At 42.9% G+C, this 16,598-nt stretch carries 8 protein-coding genes and 1 pseudogene; 8 read left to right on the top strand and 1 reads right to left on the bottom strand.

The window, feature by feature from the left end:
• Positions 1-138: 138 nt before the first annotated feature.
• Complete coding sequence (gene phnD / locus OCV19_RS09280; RefSeq protein ID WP_048607068.1) at positions 139-1,095, bottom strand: phosphate/phosphite/phosphonate ABC transporter substrate-binding protein; 957 nt, start codon at positions 1,093-1,095, stop codon at positions 139-141.
• A 266-nt stretch (positions 1,096-1,361) separates the two neighbouring features.
• On the opposite strand from phnD, the gene OCV19_RS09275 reads away from it, so the two are divergent.
• The 8 genes and pseudogenes from OCV19_RS09275 (at position 1,362) to OCV19_RS09240 (ending at position 16,494) form a co-directional block, all read left to right on the top strand.
• Positions 1,362-2,081: a FadR/GntR family transcriptional regulator gene (locus tag OCV19_RS09275; protein WP_065677163.1), complete on the top strand. Its 720-nt coding sequence runs from the start codon at positions 1,362-1,364 to the stop codon at positions 2,079-2,081.
• A 728-nt stretch (positions 2,082-2,809) separates the two neighbouring features.
• Entirely contained in the window at positions 2,810-4,588 is a 1,779-nt protein-coding gene (locus tag OCV19_RS09270) for a sodium:solute symporter family transporter (protein WP_065677164.1), read from the top strand.
• Positions 4,589-4,806: 218 nt separating this feature from the next.
• Positions 4,807-6,885: a DUF4962 domain-containing protein gene (locus tag OCV19_RS09265; RefSeq protein ID WP_065677165.1), complete on the top strand. Its 2,079-nt coding sequence runs from the start codon at positions 4,807-4,809 to the stop codon at positions 6,883-6,885.
• 655 nt (positions 6,886-7,540) lie between these two features.
• On the top strand, positions 7,541-8,422 hold the full coding sequence (locus tag OCV19_RS09260; RefSeq protein ID WP_048607064.1) for an NAD(P)-dependent oxidoreductase: 882 nt from the start codon (positions 7,541-7,543) through the stop codon (positions 8,420-8,422).
• A gap of 1,047 nt (positions 8,423-9,469) precedes the next feature.
• The gene (locus OCV19_RS09255) at positions 9,470-11,341 is read left to right on the top strand and encodes a methyl-accepting chemotaxis protein (RefSeq protein ID WP_065677166.1); all 1,872 of its coding nucleotides are present in this window, start codon (positions 9,470-9,472) and stop codon (positions 11,339-11,341) included.
• A gap of 237 nt (positions 11,342-11,578) precedes the next feature.
• Positions 11,579-13,321 (top strand): polysaccharide lyase family 7 protein, encoded by a 1,743-nt coding sequence (locus OCV19_RS09250; protein WP_065677167.1) that lies wholly within the window; start codon positions 11,579-11,581, stop codon positions 13,319-13,321.
• A gap of 426 nt (positions 13,322-13,747) precedes the next feature.
• Complete coding sequence (locus tag OCV19_RS09245; protein ID WP_065677168.1) at positions 13,748-15,316, top strand: polysaccharide lyase family 7 protein; 1,569 nt, start codon at positions 13,748-13,750, stop codon at positions 15,314-15,316.
• Between the two features lie 415 nt (positions 15,317-15,731).
• Positions 15,732-16,494, top strand: a pseudogene (locus OCV19_RS09240) (IS5 family transposase).
• The last annotated feature ends 104 nt before the right edge of the window (positions 16,495-16,598 follow it).

The following is a 16,598-nucleotide window of genomic DNA, read 5'->3' as shown; positions in this document are numbered from 1 at the left end:
TCCTATAAGAGCGGTGTACTAAGACTTCGCCTGAGACAGGCATGGAAAGTAAACCGGAAAGAGTGGTGAATAACTGCAGGCGATTACACCTGCAGTTAGTTTTATCGGTGTGTGATTGGCTTTTTAGTTCGGTTGAACTTAGCTACACGTGTAAGAGACTTTGTTTGCCGTATCGATAGTGCGGATCACTTCCCAGTGCTCTTTGTAAGTAATAGGAACGAACTGCGCTTCGCCGTTACGTTCAAATTCTTCTTGAAGCTTTGTGCCTTCCCAATCGAAAGTGAAGAACGCTTTTTGAATCTTCTCTTGCAGCTCTGGCGTCAGGTTGTGCGCTGTGCCGTAAGCGGTAGTCGGGAAGGTTTGAGATTTGTAGATGCTCTTGATTTGGTCTTCTTTCACAACATCGCGTGAAAGCATGCGGTTCAATACTGAGTTAGCAACTGCTGCAGCATCGTAATCTTTGTGCGCCACACCCAAAATAGAGTTGTCGTGTGCGCCAGAGAATGCTGGTTTGAAATCTCGGTCAGGTTGAAGTTGGTATTCAGCGTCCAAAATAGCAGAAGGTGCTTTGAAGCCAGAGTTAGACGTTTGTGATGTGAACGCTAGGTTCTTATCTTTTAGGTCTTCCACTTTCTCAATGCCAGAACCAGGGTAAGTGATGATTTCCATTTCGTAACCGAAAGAGCCATCTTCTGCAGCCATCATTGTGAATGGGGCAAAGCCTGCACAGTTAACCGCTAGTGGTGTAGAACCTGTGTTGAAACCTGCGATATGTAGGCGACCTGAACGCATTGCTTCAATTTGAGCAGCGTTATTTTGAACAGGGAAGAAACGAACCGTCTTTTCCGTTGTTTTTTCAAGGTGGCTCAAAAACTCGCTCCACACATCAGCGTATACTGCAGGATCTTCAACTGGCGTATAAGCAAAAATTAGCGTGTTTGGGTCAACCCATTGTGATTCATCTTGAGGAACATCAGCAACCAAGTTGCCAGAGCGATCTTCGTATCGTGTATCCATTGCTAATGCAGAACCAGAAAAAATCAGCGCAGCAGTAATAGCGCTCTTAAGCGTGAGATTTGTTTTTGTCGGTTTCATTATTTCAGTCCAATTGAGTGATTTCTTGGGAAGGGAGTATAGAAATCGAGGATGACAGAACCGATGCGTTTTGATGACGGATTTATGAATGGTGTAACATAATGTTTCTAGCTGTGTGGAATTAGATGAGTTATAAGTATTTGATTCATTGAGTAAATTAATAGAGCACGACTCGTTGCTAATTTACTCAATTGGCGCTAGGTTGAAATCCTGTTATAGTGATCCTTAAATAATACATAAACATAACATATAAAATAAGTGAACTTATGGTTAGCACTTTTAATTCAATCTCGGGCTCGAAGCGCAGCCTGCACGTGCAAGTAGCGCGTGAAATCGCTCGTGGAATCTTGTCTGGTGAACTGCCACAAGGTTCTATTATTCCTGGTGAAATGGCGCTGTGTGAACAGTTTGGTATCAGCCGTACGGCACTTCGCGAAGCCGTTAAACTACTGACTTCTAAAGGTCTGTTAGAGTCCCGCCCGAAAATCGGTACTCGTGTAGTGGATCGCGCATACTGGAACTTTCTTGATCCTCAACTGATTGAATGGATGGATGGTCTAACCGACATAGACCAATTCTGTTCTCAGTTTTTAGGTCTTCGCCGTGCGATTGAACCTGAAGCGTGTGCATTAGCGGCAAAATTTGCGACTGCTGAGCAACGTATCGAGCTTTCTGAGATCTTCCAGAAGATGGTTGAAGTGGATGATGCAGAAGTGTTTGACCAAGAACGTTGGACATACATCGATATTCGTTTCCATAGCTTGATCTTTAATGCGACAGGTAACGATTTCTACCTGCCATTCGGCAATATTTTGACTACCATGTTCGTTAACTTCATCGTGCACTCTTCTGAAGAGGGCAGCACATGTATCAATGAACACCGTAGAATCTATGAAGCGATTATGGCTGGCGACAGTGAAAAAGCTCGTACAATGTCAGCGGCTCACTTGCAAGATGCTAACCACCGTTTAGCCACTGCAAGCTAAACACGGTTTTCAACTTCATTTGAACCAATAAAAAAAGGTATGCCAAGTGCATGCCTTTTTTGTTTTTAGAAAGCGTGTTGCACCATGTGTGGCACTGTTTTGGTTCACCCCCGCTTAACCCTTTCATAAGTTAATTCCTTCTTGTATACGTCTAGCGATCGTTCTCTTTACCATCATAATAAAAACAATATTACGCTCGATATTCGTTTTTAAGACATTCGAGCTCCCCCAAATAATTATGCGTCATTCATGATTTTTCATTTTTGTATATTTTGAATACGCCATCGTTTGAACTGGATATGCCTCTTCTATATTGATTAATTTAAGTAGGATTCTAATGAAATTATCCACTCTCAATAGATAAAAACACTGGTTTATTGTGTGATAAATGAGGGTGATTTAGCTCTGATTTGGCTTTTATTATTTTTGAGGATTTTATATTTATATGTGTTTGGTTGTATTTGTTAATAAGTGTGCAAAGTCTCACTTTCTCATAAGCCTTTGATTTTAATGGGTGTGATGTTTTTTGGCCTTGTTTTTTGAGTTTTTACCTCAAACACCAGTAATTGCCTTGATGGATTGGCCATATTCCATCCTATGTCATATATATAATTAACTTAATCAATCAAAATAAGATCGCCATCACTTATTTGGATTATTGTACTACAAATAAAGTTTGAGATTTCCTATAGTCCTCGTAACAAAATACAACGGACAAAGGATACACGATGGAACTCAACACGATTATTGTCGGCATTTATTTCCTATTCTTGATTGCGATAGGTTGGATGTTTAGAACATTTACAAGTACCACCAGTGACTACTTCCGCGGGGGCGGTAACATGTTGTGGTGGATGGTTGGTGCAACCGCCTTTATGACCCAGTTTAGTGCATGGACATTCACCGGTGCGGCAGGTAAAGCGTATAACGATGGTTTTGCAGTAGCGGTTATCTTCATAGCTAACGCATTTGGCTACTTCATGAACTTCGCATACTTTGCTCCAAAGTTCCGTCAACTACGTGTAGTAACGGTAATCGAAGCAATTCGTATGCGTTTCGGTGCGACTAACGAACAAGTGTTCACTTGGTCTTCAATGCCAAACAGTGTTGTTTCTGCTGGTGTATGGTTAAACGCACTAGCAATCATCGCTTCTGGTATCTTCGGTTTCGACATGACAGCAACTATCTGGATTACCGGTTTGGTTGTATTGGCAATGTCTGTAACGGGTGGCTCATGGGCGGTAATCGCATCTGACTTTATGCAGATGGTTATCATCATGGCAGTAACCGTGACATGTGCTGTTGTTGCTGTTGTTCAAGGTGGCGGTGTTGGTGAAATCGTGAATAACTTCCCTGTAGCGGAAGGCGGTTCTTTCCTTTCTGGTAACAACATTAACTACTTAAGCATCTTCAGCATTTGGGCATTCTTCATCTTCGTGAAGCAGTTCTCTATTACTAACAACATGCTTAACTCTTACCGTTACCTAGCGGCTAAAGACTCAAAGAACGCGAAGAAAGCAGCGCTACTAGCGTGTGTGCTAATGCTTTGTGGTGTATTTATCTGGTTCATGCCTTCTTGGTACATTGCAGGTCAAGGTGTCGACCTAGCGGCGGCTTACCCAGAAGCAGGTAAGAAAGCGGGTGACTTTGCTTACCTATACTTTGTACAAGAATACATGCCAGCAGGTATGGTTGGCCTTCTAGTTGCGGCGATGTTTGCAGCGACAATGTCTTCAATGGATTCTGGTCTAAACCGTAACTCAGGTATCTTTGTTAAGAACTTCTATGAACCAATCGTTCGTAAAGGTACGGCTAGCGAAAAAGAACTAGTAACGGTTTCTAAGATTACTTCTGCCGTGTTTGGTATTGCTATCATCCTTATTGCACAGTTCATCAACTCGCTTAAAGGTTTGAGCCTGTTCGATACAATGATGTATGTAGGCGCACTTATCGGCTTCCCAATGACAATTCCTGCATTCCTTGGCTTCTTTATTAAGAAGACTCCGGACTGGGCTGGTTGGGGTACGCTAGTGGTTGGTGGTATTGTTTCTTACTACGTAGGTTTCGTTGTTAACGCTGAAATGGTGTCTTCAGTCTTCGGTCTAGAAGAGCTAACAAGCCGTGAATGGTCTGATGTTAAGGTAGCTATTGGTCTGATTGCTCACATTACACTAACAGGTGGTTTCTTCATCCTATCAACTCTGTTCTACAAGCCATTAACTGAGAAGCGTCAAGCAGACGTTGATAAGTTCTTCGGCAACCTGTCTACTCCATTAGTTGCGGAGTCAGCAGAACAGAAAGTACTGGATAACAAACAGCGTGAAATGCTTGGTAAACTGATTGCGGTAGCGGGTGTCGGTATCATGCTAATGGCTCTACTTACTAACCCAATGTGGGGACGTCTAGTCTTCATTCTTTGTGGTGTGATTGTTGGTGGTGTTGGTGTCTTACTGGTTAAAGCGGTCGATGACGGCGGCAAGCAAGCGAAAGCAGTAACCGAAAGCTAATACATAGAAAACGTTTATAATAGAATGCGACGACTCGAAAGGGCGTCGCATTTTTTGTTCTGCGACACGGAAAAACTGTCAGGTGGAAGATATCTGACCTAAATCACGAAAACTGTACAAAATGGTTCAATCGAATCGAAATATATTCAATTGTCCTACAATAAGACGTATATTATTGCTAATTCCTTTCAATCAACTTGAAAAATAAGTGAGTTAGAATGAGCGACCAAAAATCTCTTGATGCAATCAGGAAGATGAAGCTGGAGAATGATACTTCAGCAGGTAATCTTGTAGACCTACTCCCTATCGAAGTTCAAACACGTGACTTCGACCTATCATTCCTAGACAACTTGAGCGAAGCACGTCCACGTCTTCTTGTTCAAGCAGATCAGTTAGAAGAATTCAAAGCGAAAGTGAAAGCTGATGAAGCTCACTGCATGTTTGATGATTTCTACAATAACTCGACAGTTAAGTTCCTTGAGACTGCTCCTTTCGAAGAGCCTCAAGCGTACCCAGCTGAGACGGTAGGTAAAGCTTCTCTATGGCGTCCTTACTGGCGTCAAATGTACGTTGATTGCCAAATGGCACTGAACGCGACACGTAACCTAGCAATTGCTGGTGTTGTGAAAGAAGACGAAGCGCTAATTGCTAAAGCAAAAGCTTGGACTCTAAAACTGTCTACGTACGATCCAGAAGGCGTGACTTCTCGTGGCTATAACGATGAAGCGGCTTTCCGTGTTATCGCGGCTATGGCTTGGGGTTACGACTGGCTACACGGCTACTTCACAGATGAAGAACGTCAGCAAGTTCAAGATGCTTTGATTGAGCGTCTAGACGAAATCATGCACCACCTGAAAGTGACGGTTGATCTATTGAACAACCCACTGAACAGCCACGGTGTTCGTTCTATCTCTTCTGCTATCATCCCAACGTGTATCGCGCTTTACCACGATCACCCGAAAGCAGGCGAGTACATTGCATACGCTCTAGAATACTACGCAGTACACTACCCACCATGGGGCGGTGTAGACGGCGGTTGGGCTGAAGGTCCTGACTACTGGAACACACAAACTGCATTCCTAGGCGAAGCGTTCGATCTATTGAAAGCATACTGTGGCGTAGACATGTTCAACAAAACATTCTACGAAAACACAGGTGATTTCCCGCTTTACTGCATGCCAGTTCACTCTAAGCGCGCGAGCTTCTGTGACCAGTCTTCAATCGGTGATTTCCCTGGCCTAAAACTGGCTTACAACATCAAGCACTACGCAGGTGTTAACCAGAAGCCTGAGTATGTTTGGTACTACAACCAACTGAAAGGCCGTGATACTGAAGCGCACACAAAATTCTACAACTTCGGTTGGTGGGACTTCGGTTACGACGATCTTCGCTTTAACTTCCTTTGGGATGCACCTGAAGAGAAAGCACCATCGAATGATCCACTGTTGAAAGTATTCCCAATCACGGGTTGGGCTGCATTCCACAACAAGATGACTGAGCGTGATAACCATATTCACATGGTATTCAAATGTTCTCCGTTTGGCTCAATCAGCCACTCTCACGGTGACCAAAACGCATTTACGCTTCACGCATTTGGTGAAACGCTAGCGTCAGTAACAGGTTACTACGGTGGTTTCGGTGTTGATATGCACACGAAATGGCGTCGTCAAACGTTCTCTAAGAACCTTCCACTATTTGGCGGTAAAGGTCAGTACGGCGAGAACAAGAACACGGGCTACGAAAACCACCAAGATCGCTTCTGTATCGAAGCGGGCGGCAACATCTCTGATTTCGACACTGAATCTGATGTGAAGATGGTTGAAGGTGATGCGACAGCGTCTTACAAGTACTTCGTTCCTGAAATTGAATCTTACAAGCGTAAGGTCTGGTTTGTTCAAGGTAAAGTGTTCGTAATGCAAGACAAGGCAACGCTTTCTGAAGAGAAAGACATGACTTGGCTAATGCACACAACTTTCGCAAACGACGTGGCAGACAAGTCTTTCACTATCCGTGGCGAAGTTGCACACCTAGACGTAAACTTCATCAACGAGTCTGCTGACAACATCACTTCAGTTAAGAACGTTGAAGGTTTTGGCGAAGTTGACCCATACGAGTTCAAAGATCTTGAAATCCACCGTCACGTTGAAGTGGAATTCAAGCCATCGAAAGAGCACAACATCCTGACGCTTCTTGTTCCTAATAAGAACGAAGGCGAGCAAGTTGAAGTGTCTCACAAGCTTGAAGGCAACACGCTGTTGCTCAATGTTGACGGTGAAACGGTTTCAATTGAACTGTAATTCGCTGAAGTAACAGAAGCTAGATATTAAAAACTCCGAGTGAAAGCTCGGAGTTTTTTTGTTTGGCTAGCCAGTTAAATTGGATAAGTCAGTTAAGTTGTATTAGCTGGCAACGTCGGGAACCCCATCAAGTTGAAAGAAAACTAAATGGCCAAGAGATCAATCGCTTCTCGATGCCAAGCCAATAGTTCGATGGCTAAACCTGGAAGTTGATACACACAAAGACTGGGTATGTACTTAGCCACTATGCTTAATGAAATGTGCAGGAGTCGTATACGAGACCCGCATTTATCGCTCTGTTAAAAGAATAGGGCACCAACACCTTTTTCGTAAAAACTGATATGACTTACTTCTGCGTGAACGGTCTAATCACTGGCTGAGTAGGGGAGTCGTGAACTATACATAGGTAATGGCGTTGCTTGTGCTTACTAATCGTATGACATTTAACGTATGTTATTTCATCAATAGACGGTTTTTAAAGTGGCAAATAGTTCCTGTAAGCACAAAGCGTGACCCATATTTTCTCGTAAAGTGAACCCCCGTCACAACTTACGTCTAACCATTAAATCAATGCCCTAAAACTATTGCGTAACGAGAAAGACGTAGTTATTATAATGAGCATATAATCATACAATACTATATTTGGAGTTTGAACATGACTAAACCTGTAATCGGTTTCATTGGCCTAGGTCTTATGGGCGGCAACATGGTTGAAAACCTGCAAAAGCGCGGCTACCACGTAAACGTAATGGATCTAAGCGCTGAAGCTGTTGCTCGCGTTACAGATCGCGGCAACGCAACTGCATTCACTTCTGCTAAAGAACTAGCTGCTGCAAGTGACATCGTTCAGTTTTGTCTTACAACTTCTGCTGTTGTTGAAAAAATCGTTTACGGCGAAGATGGCGTTCTAGCGGGCATCAAAGAAGGCGCAGTACTAGTAGACTTCGGTACTTCTATCCCTGCTTCTACTAAGCAAATCGGTGCAGCTCTTGCTGAAAAAGGCGCGGGCATGATCGACGCACCTTTAGGTCGTACTCCTGCACACGCTAAAGATGGTCTTTTGAACATCATGGCTGCTGGCGACATGGAAACTTTCAACAAAGTTAAACCTGTTCTTGAAGAGCAAGGCGAAAACGTATTCCACCTAGGCGCTCTAGGTTCTGGTCACGTGACTAAGCTTGTAAACAACTTCATGGGTATGACAACTGTTGCGACTATGTCTCAAGCTTTCGCTGTTGCTCAACGCGCTGGTGTTGATGGCCAACAACTGTTTGACATCATGTCTGCAGGTCCATCTAACTCTCCGTTCATGCAATTCTGTAAGTTCTACGCAGTAGACGGCGAAGAGAAGCTAGGTTTCTCTGTTGCTAACGCAAACAAAGACCTTGGTTACTTCCTTGCTCTTTGTGAAGAGCTAGGTACTGAGTCTCTAATCGCTCAAGGTACTGCAACAAGCCTACAAGCTGCTGTTGATGCAGGCATGGGTAACAACGACGTACCAGTAATCTTCGACTACTTCGCTAAACTAGAGAAGTAATCGACGTACGACCTCGCTAGGGTATTGCCTGTCCTTTTAGGCGGCGATACTTCAGCGAGGTTCGTGTTTATCATCCATACCCAACCCTTTGTTCCCTCGTTAAACTCTTCTACTTCCTCAGCTACACCTACTCAAAACTCTGTTCAACTTTGTTACTGCCTCAATTCCTATTTTTGTTTCTATATTTATATCTATATCTATATCTATTTGTAAATTCAAAGCGTTCTAGCGCCCACTCGTTCACTCACTTTTCCTCGCAAGCTTAAACCAGTGCACTTAACTGGTTGTTGATGATGGCTTAACACCGCTCATATATTGGGTCTGAAAAGAAAGTAAAAAAAAGCCCACACAGCTGGTGACTGTATGGGCATGTTCGGACGAGCCGTCTGGAAAAACAAATGATCAATAACAAGTGAAAAAACGAATAACGAGATCCCCCGACAGTTTCTACGTTAAACGCGTTCAATGACCTTAAAGCGGCTGCTTCAATTATCACTTTGAACTGAACAAAAGCATCCAGAAAGAACTTAAGTTATGATTCAAATACACCATAACCTAAGGCTTATTGTATTACAAATAAATTTTAAGATTGAATGCCTTTAGTGAATGGTTAGTTGGTAGAAGTGTGAGTTAAGACTCATTTTTACATACTATTAGGTAGCGTGGGACATTAAAATCTGGTGATGATAATTATCGACAGAAATATGACTTTTCACTATGAAGTTGGATATTTTACAAATTTATAGTGATTTTATTCAATGAGGGAAAAGTCAAAACGCATAAATGATAACTATGTCACAGGGCTATTTTAGCCAGTTTTAATATATCAAGATTGCTCACAGAATGATTGGTTAATTAAACATACAATATTAATTAAATTGGTGGTTGTGACGATGGAACGGCATGAATAAAATCCGCTTCTCGTATCTTCGAAAATGTAAAAAATGACCATTTCATTCGGATAAAAATAATAGACATAGGTTGATGTGGATGATGAGTTTTATGAATTCAAAATTGTCTCTAGGGTTTAAAGGAAAATTGATTTTAATGGTAGCGATTGTCAGTTCCAGTGCTTTGGCATTTACGAACTGGTTTACGCTTAACTTGGCCACTGAACAGGTAAACCAAACGACTTATAACGAGATTGATCACTCGCTTACGATAGAAATTAATCAAATAGAAAATACCGTTCAGCGCACCATCGATACCGTTAACTCTGTTGCACAAGAGTTCATGAAATCCCCATACCAAGTGCCGAATGAAGCACTGATGCATTATGCTGCAAAGCTGGGTGGCATTGACAAGATTGTGGTGGGTTTTGACGACGGCCGTTCTTATACCTCTCGCCCTTCAGAGTCTTTTCCTAACGGTGTAGGGATAAAAGAAAAATACAATCCAACCGTTCGACCTTGGTATCAACAAGCCAAATTGAAATCAGGCTTATCTTTTAGTGATCTGTTTTTCACTAAGAGTACTCAAGTGCCTATGATCGGTGTGACCTACTCATACCAAGATCGTGTCATCATGGCCGACATACGTTTTGACGATTTGGAAACTCAGCTTAAACAGCTGGACAGTATCTACGAAGCCAAAGGCATTATTATCGACGAGAAAGGGATGGTGGTCGCTTCAACAGTCGAAAACGTACTTCCGCAAAGCAATATATCTTCTGCAGATACTCAGATGAGACTCAATAGTGCCATTGAACAGCCTGACCAATTCATTGAGGGTGTGATTGATGGCAACCAGAGAATTTTGATGGCCAAGAAAGTGGATATTGGCAGCCAGAAAGAGTGGTACATGATCTCTAGTATCGATCCTGAACTCGCGCTCAATCAGTTGAATGGCGTGATGTCGAGTGCGCGTATCCTTATCGTGGCATGTGTGCTTGGCTCGGTGATATTGATGGTTTTACTGCTGAATCGCTTCTACCGCCCAATCGTGTCACTGAGAAAAATCGTCCACGATCTATCTCAAGGTAACGGAGACCTGACTCAAAGGCTTGTTGAGAAGGGGAATGATGACTTAGGGCATATCGCCAAAGACATCAACTTGTTCATCATTGGTCTGCAAGAGATGGTTAAGGACGTCAAATTTAAGAACTCGGATCTCGATACTAAGGTACTGAGTATTCGTGAAGGTTGTAAAGAAACCAGCGATGTACTGAAAGTTCACACTGATGAAACGGTTCAAGTGGTCTCCGCAATTAACGGCTTATCTGAAGCATCAAATGAAGTTGAGAAGAGTTCTCAGTCGGCGGCAGAAGCAGCAAGAGAGGCCGCTGTGTTCAGTGATGAGACGAAACAAATTAACATAGTGACGGAAACCTATATCAGTGATCTTGAGAAGCAAGTCTGCACCACCTCTGATGATATTCGCTCAATGGCGAATGAAACGCAGAGCATCCAGTCTATCGTGTCTGTGATTGGAGGAATTGCGGAACAAACTAATTTGCTGGCATTGAATGCGTCAATTGAAGCGGCGAGAGCGGGTGAGCATGGCCGAGGTTTCGCGGTGGTTGCTGATGAAGTCCGTGCGTTAGCCAACCGAACTCAAATCAGTACTTCTGAAATTGATGAAGCGCTGTCTGGCTTGCAGTCTAAATCAGATGGTTTGGTTAAATCGATTGAGTTGACCAAAAGTAACTGTGAAATGACGCGTGCCCAAGTGGTTCAAGCGGTAAATATGTTGGCCAAGCTAACGGAACAGATGGAAACGGTAAGTCGTTTTAATAACGATATTTCGGGTTCGTCTGTTGAGCAGAACGCCCTTATTCAGAGCATTGCTAAGAACATGCATAAGATTGAAAGCTTTGTTGAGGAGCTTAATAAGCTAAGCCAAGATCAGTTGATTGAATCAGCAGAAATCAAAACACTTAACGGCAGCGTTAGTGACTTGATGAGCAGCTTTAAGGTTTAACTTTTCTAATATTTATATTTAAAAATCAACATACTAAGTTTAGTTGTTGATCTGAGAGCCACTCAATAGCTTGCGAGTTTAGAGTGGCCTTTCTGCGTTTTTCTTGAGTCTAACTCTACGCAATACTCATTCATCCCACTTCATTTGCCGCATCTCACATTCTGATAAATATACAATTGACATAAAATAGTACAAATATACATTGTCACTCTATTCTTATGGATAAGTGAGATAAATGTGAATAAGCCAATCTTCGTCGTAGTACTCGCTTCGCTTACGTATGGCTGCGGTGGAAGCAGCTCCAGTGACAGCAGTGATCCTTCCGATACCAATAACCCAGGAATGCCCGCTGGTGTTGTTGCTCCCTATGATATTACCAAGTATCAAAACATTCTTTCCAGCTCAGATCTTCAGGTCTCTGATCCTAATGGAGGGGAGGGCAATAAAACCTCTGAAGTCAAAGATGGTAACTTCGATGGTTATGTCAGTGATTATTTTTATGCTGATGAAGAGACGGAAAATCTTATCTTCAAAATGACGAACTACAAGATGCGCTCTGAAGTTCGTGAGGGAGAAAACTTCGATATCAACGAAGCGGGCGTAAGGCGCAGTCTGCATGCGGAAATAAGTTTGCCTGATATTGAGCATGCCATGGCGAGTTCTCCCGCTGATCATGATGAAGTGACCGTGCTACAGATCCACAACAAAGGCACGGACGAGAGTGGTACGGGTTATATCCCTCACCCACTATTACGTGTGGTTTGGGAGCAAGAAAGAGATGGGCTCACAGGTCACTACTGGGCAGTCATGAAAAACAATGCCATTGACTGTAGCAGTGCCGCTGACTCTTCAGATTGTTACGCCACTTCATATAATCGCTACGATTTGGGAGAGGCGGATCTCGATAGTTTCACCAAGTTTGATCTTTCTGTTTATGAAAACACCCTTTCGATCAAAGTGAACGATGAAGTTAAAGTCGACGAAGACATCACCTACTGGCAGCACTTACTGAGTTACTTTAAAGCGGGTATCTATAATCAATTTGAAAATGGTGAAGCCACGGCTCACTTTCAGGCACTACGATACACCACCACACAGGTCAATGGATCAAACGATTGGGATATTAGCGATTGGAAGTTGACGATTCCTGCGAGCAAAGACACTTGGTATGGAAGTGGCGGTGACAGTGCTGCTGAACTAGAACCTGGGCGCTGTGAATCGAGCAAAGACCTTCTCGCCAATGACAGTGATGTCTACGACAGCGATATTGGTCTTTCTTATTTCAATACCGATGAAGGAAGAATGCACTTTAGAGCTGATATGGGTTATGGCACTAGTACACAAAACTCTAACTATATTCGCTCTGAGTTAAGGGAGTTGTATCAAAGCAGTACTCAACCGGACTGCAGCACCAGCGATGAAGACACAAGTTGGTATTTGAACGACACACGAACCAATAAAACCAACCATCAACTCACCGCCACCTTGCGAGTTGAAGATTACCCGAACATCAGCAATCAAGATCCAAAAGTGGTACTTGGACAAATCCATGGTTGGAAGATCAATCAAGCATTGGTGAAACTATTATGGGAAGGAGAGAGTAAGCCAGTAAGAGTGATACTGAACTCTGATTTTGAGCGCAACAACCAAGACTGTAATCATTGTGACCCGTTCAGTGTCGAGTTAGGTACTTATTCGGCAAGCGAAGAGTGGCGATATACGATTCGTGCCAATCAAGACGGTATCTACTTGGCGACTCGTGATTTAGATGGAACCAACACCATTTCTCATTTAATCCCTTGGGGACAAGATTACACAGATAAAGATGGGGACACGGTTTCGTTAACATCAGATTGGACATCGACAGACATCGCTTTCTATTTCAAAGCGGGCATCTACCCACAATTTAAGCCTGATAGCGACTATGCGGGTGAAGTGTTTGATGTGAGCTTTAGTTCTCTTAGAGCTGAACATTATTGAATTAGCTAACGTTTGAGTAACAACAATGACTGCTTTAAAGACCATATTGATTCCTAACAATGTGGTCTTTTTTTAACTGCTGCGACACTGGTGAATGAGATGTTCTGAACGATAAATACTCTGCTCGAGTGATGCACATTCTCACCATTACCGCTCGGATTTTTCGCCCTTGATAGCCCATTTCGCATTCGAAATTTTCATATGTTGTCTTTTATCAATAGGAAGTGTGATCCAGTTAAAGTATGGAAAAAGCGAAAAGTGTTCCCAGTCTCATTTATTCAACGAAGTGTTTTATTTGTATTATAAGATTACGTAATATTTTTGTGTTATCGCAAATACTGAGAGAGAAAACGCCTTATAGCTCGTGTTTGCCAATTTATCTTTCACTTACGAACGCTGTCTTTGTATTATAATAATGGATTAGATATGAAACAAATTACTCTAAAAACCTTACTCGCTTCTTCTATTTTACTTGCAGTTGGTTGTGCGAGCACGAGCACACCGACTGTTGATTTCCCAAATAACAAAGAAACTGGTGAAGCGCTTCTGACGCCAGTTGCTGTTGCCGCTAGTAGCCATGATGGTAACGGACCTGATCGTCTCATTGACCAAGACCTAACAACACGTTGGTCATCTGCGGGTGACGGTGAGTGGGCAACACTAGACTATGGTTCAGTACAAGAATTTGATGCGGTTCAAGCATCTTTCAGCAAAGGTAACGAGCGCCAGTCTAAATTTGATATTCAAGTAAGTGTCGATGGCGAAAACTGGACAACCGTACTTGAAAACCAACTGAGCTCAGGTAAAGCGATCGGCCTAGAGCGTTTCCAATTCGAGCCAGCAGTGCAAGCGCGCTACGTAAGATACGTTGGTCACGGTAACACCAAAAATGGTTGGAACAGTGTGACAGGGTTAGCTGCGGTTAACTGTAACATTAACGCTTGTCCTGCTAGCCATATCATCACTTCAGACGTAGTAGCTGCAGAAGCGGCAATGATCGCTGAAATGAAAGCAGTGGAAAAAGCACGTAAAGATGCGCGCAAAGATCTTCGTTCAGGTAACTTTGGTGTAGCAGCGGTTTACCCTTGTGAGACCTCAGTTGAATGTGACACACGCAGTGCACTGCCAGTTCCGACAGGCCTGCCAGCGACACCAGTTGCAGGTAACGCGCCAAGCGAAAACTTTGACATGACGCATTGGTACCTATCTCAACCATTCGACCATGACAAAAACGGTAAGCCTGATGATGTTTCTGAGTGGAACCTTGCAAACGGTTACCAACACCCAGAGATCTTCTACACAGCTGACGATGGTGGTCTAGTCTTCAAGTCTTACGTGAAAGGTGTTCGTACCTCTAAAAATACTAAGTATGCGCGTACAGAGCTTCGCGAAATGATGCGCCGTGGTGACCAGTCTATTAGCACTAAAGGTGTTAACAAGAACAACTGGGTATTCTCAAGCGCACCTGAGTCTGACTTAGAAGCTGCTGCTGGTATTGATGGCGTTTTAGAAGCAACGTTGAAAATCGATCACGCAACAACGACAGGTAATGCGAACGAAGTAGGCCGCTTTATCATTGGTCAGATTCACGATCAAAACGATGAACCAATTCGTTTGTACTACCGTAAACTGCCAAACCAAGCAACGGGTGCGGTTTACTTCGCACACGAAAGCCAAGATGCAACTAAAGAGGACTTCTACCCTCTAGTGGGCGACATGACGGCTGAAGTGGGTGACGATGGTATCGCACTTGGCGAAGTGTTCAGCTACCGTATTGACGTTAAAGGCAACACGATGACTGTAACGTTAATGCGTGAAGGCAAAGACGACGTTGTACAAGTGGTTGATATGAGCAACAGTGGCTACGATGCAGGCGGCAAGTACATGTACTTCAAGGCCGGTGTTTACAACCAAAACATCAGCGGCGACCTAGATGATTACTCACAAGCAACTTTCTACCAACTAGACGTATCGCACGATCAATACAAAAAGTAATCTGGTCGAATAACACTTAATATTAAAGCTATCGCAATAGCCTCTAGCCTCAGGGTTTGGAGGCTTTTTTGTGCCTGCTGTTTAGGCAAAGAGTATGATTCAATTTAGTAAAAGAAGGGGATAGTTATCAGTTACACTGAATTTAGAACAGTCTTAGTAAACTCATTCAGTATTAACTTCAGTCGTTATGAGTTTCAGTCACTATCCTCCCCCCATCGCCGATCACCATTAACCTCAGTCATGATTAATCTCAGCTGATAACAGGTCATATTGTCTCTCATTCAAAGCTGTACAATGCCAATATTATTTTGGAATCGCCATAGCTAGGGCGTGTTGATCTTTCGTGAGTGTTTTTTGAACAGCATGGTAAAGAGTTATAATTTGCTTCGCCAAAAGTAAAACCATAACCAATACCATGCCAAGAACAATGCTAACTGATATTCGCTGGGAACTGCTACTCCAAGTTATGAAAAGTACAGGTCGTATTTACGATAAAACTGAACATCGAATGACATTTGAAGGAATACTTTATCGAATGAGAACAGGTATTCCTTGGCGAGATCTACCCTCTGAGTTCGGAGAGTGGAGTACCGTTTACAGACGATTTAATCTTTGGTCAAAGAAAGGGATTTTAGATAATCTTTTCAAAAGCTTATCTAACATGGCTGATTTTGAATGGGTATTTCTTGATGGCTCTATAGTTAGAGCACATCAGCATAGTACAGGTGCAGCTACTGAAAGTTCAGAGCAAATAGGAAAAAAGTCGCGGGGGCAACTCAACCAAAATTCACTTAGCCGTAGATAGTGGTGGCCTGCCGATTTGCTTTGATTTATCAGAGGGACAACGCCACGATATAGTGCATGCCGAAAGCTTAGTTGAGCAACTCGATGAAGTTAATACCATCGTTTGTGATAAAGGATATGACAGCGAACCTTTCCGTATTTTTGTTAAGGAACGTGGCGGAGAAACGGTAATTGCTAAACGCAATTACGGACAAGATATAGACAAAGACAGTATGGATTGGTGTTTATACAAGTATCGTCACTTGGTCGAAAATGCCTTTGGGAGAATTAAGCATTATCGAGCTATTTCAAGTAGATATGACAAGCTAGAAAGGAATTATGCCAGCATGTTATCGCTGGCATTCATGTTAATGTGGCTACCGATGTATTGTTGAACGCGAAATGTACAGCAAAGATCAACACGCCCTAGAAACTTCGACTTCGTTCTCAAGGTATGTACCAATGCAACGTCTATACACGAACGTATTGTTGTACGTGG

The sequence above is a fragment of the Vibrio celticus genome (assembly GCF_024347335.1).
GTDB classification, from domain to species: Bacteria; Pseudomonadota; Gammaproteobacteria; order Enterobacterales; family Vibrionaceae; genus Vibrio; species Vibrio celticus.
This window is presented reverse-complemented; position numbering and strand designations above follow the sequence as displayed.